Origin of the sequence: Sediminimonas qiaohouensis DSM 21189 (genome assembly GCF_000423645.1) — a bacterium.
GTDB lineage: Bacteria > Pseudomonadota > Alphaproteobacteria > Rhodobacterales > Rhodobacteraceae > Sediminimonas > Sediminimonas qiaohouensis.
Window position 1 is genome coordinate 1 of record NZ_AUIJ01000062.1, and the last position, 2167, is coordinate 2167.

1 protein-coding gene is annotated in these 2167 nt (G+C 58.1%); it reads right to left on the reverse strand.

From position 1 onward, the window contains the following. Positions 1-281: 281 nt before the first annotated feature. Positions 282-1655, reverse strand: coding sequence for a tyrosine-type recombinase/integrase (locus G568_RS0117635; RefSeq protein ID WP_026759179.1), 1374 nt, complete (start codon positions 1653-1655; stop codon positions 282-284). Between the last annotated feature and the right edge of the window lie 512 nt (positions 1656-2167).

Sequence of the window (2167 nt, forward strand, 5' to 3'; positions counted from 1 at the left end):
CGCCATGACGCTGCCGATGCTGGCCGGTCGGGGCTGACGGCAGAAACAGGATGCGGCGGCGACGGACCGCCGCATCCATGGGCCTCGGCCCGGCGTGTGTGTCGCGGGCAAAGCCGCGTGAGCGGCTTCTCTATATGAAGGAGGCGCGCTTGCGGGCTTTACAGGTCGGTCGGAAAGCTCGTGTCTTCCCCAGCAGCGGCTGGCCGATCCCCAAAAGGGTTGCGATCAGAAGTGTCAACGCCGAGTGACTACTAGGCATCTCGCACGGCGGATCGCGGGGGCTATGACTTTCCCTCCTCAATTGCGCGAATTGCTTCGGCGAGGGTCTCGACCGCATCCCTAAGCGGGTTTGGCAACCCCTTCATTTCCTTCGCGAGCTTTGCGTAGCTCTGCAAAGCTGGACTGACGGCCTCTTTGGACAATGGGTTTTTGTGTGACAGCAGCGTATCGATGATTTGCGCCGTCACCCCCAAGAGCGCCAAAACCGTCGCGCTGGTTCGCCGAAGATCGTGGCGGTGCCAATTCTCGATGTTCGAGATCTCTTGCAACTTCAATTTCGAGCGATTCCAGTTACCGAGAGGCCCGAACTCTTGGTTCGGAAAGAGGAGGTCGTCATCTTTCCGGCAATCAAAGCCAGGCAGCGCTTTGAGCAAGGCGATAGCATCGTCCGATAGCGGGTGTGTAACCTGATGGCCGCCCTTGACGCGCTTCGTCCACGTCTTTTCTTCGAAGTTCACATCCCTCCGGCGGGCGGCTTCAACTTCATCCCTCCTCGCCAGAGTGAGCAAAATGAAGCGCTGAGCGATCGGGCGCAGATCTGCCTTCCACCATTCCGGCGAGGTGGTTTCCGGCACCCTTAGATGTGGCAGGATACGCCGAAGCTCTCCAACGGAAAGGACACGATCCCGTTCGCCTGTAATCGCAGGATCGTCGATCGAGGGATCATAGATGGCCGAAAGGTCGGCAAGAGCAAGTGCTGGGAGTCGGCCTGCTCCGATTTTCTGAAAACGATGAGTCCGGTTGGACGCCCAGTTGAACACCGTTCTTAGATAGCTGAGTGCCTTGGAAGCCTGTCCGTTCGCGGTGCTCTTTCCTGTCCGGCCCTTGCTCTTGGGCTTATAGGACTGGATGAGCGCCGCTGCCCTTTCTGCTGTCAGCTCAACAGCAGGCCGATGCAGCACTGGCTCGAACACCGTCGTGATTACTTGGCGCGCTGTAGACGCGTCGCTTGCCTTGCCGCGCTGTTGCCAGATCGCTTTCGTTGCTCTGAACCGGTCTTCTGCCTCTAACAAGAGTTCCAGCAGCGTGACTTCTTCTACGATGGCAGGGGGCCTCAGGTAATCGGCAAGCGCCTCCGGCGATGCGAAAACCTGGCGGAGCTGATCGGCTTTCTGGCGCGCGGCTTTCAACGTGATGTCGGGATACCGACCGATCGTTTCGGTACGGCTCTTGCCGTGGCAATCGCGGCCCATGAAGGACCAGGATTTCGTGCCGGACACGCCAAGGCGCAGAGCCAAGCCCTGACAGACCTCATCGGAAATTGTCTGGCGCTCGCCCGTCGGTTTGAGGTTCTGGACATAATGGTTGGTCAGCCGCTCTTTGCGGCTCTTCCGGTGAACTGCCTTGCCCTCTGCATCGGTTCGATCGAATGGCATGTAAGCCTCCTGAGTTTGTGATCAGGAGGGAAGTCGGTTTTTTTCAGTCGCCCCGGAAATGTCACCGCCAGAGAATCGCCCAGATGGCCCCGGGACGACGCCGGGACGACAAAGTGACTGCGCTGCAGCGATACGAGGTGAAACCGCGTGCGATGTAGTGAGACAGATTTTGGGTCGCCGAGAAACGACCCTATATCTTTATTATCAATCGCTTAGCATTCTCAGGCTCGCTCAGGTTGTCTCAAGTCGTCTCAAAGCGTCGCAAGCTCATAAGACCACAGCTGCGGATTGAAAATCCTCGTGTCGGTGGTTCGATTCCGCCCCCGGGCACCACAAAAACCCAATTAAATCAATTTGTTAGCCAATGATTTGCGGTCTCGTGAGGCCGCGCAGGTTGGTGTGGGTATCATTTGGGTAGGAGCTATGCGGGATTTTGGGTGACGGGGCCTGATCAAGCGGCGCGGTTTTCGGTGTCGTTTTCAGCGACACCGTCGGTGAATGTGACGCCTTCG

What these genes read in the sequence shown, in the direction of transcription:
- G568_RS0117635 (WP_026759179.1), bottom strand. Translation starts at nt 1,655, where the DNA reads ATGCCATTCGATCGAACCGATGCAGAGGGCAAGGCAGTTCACCGGAAG.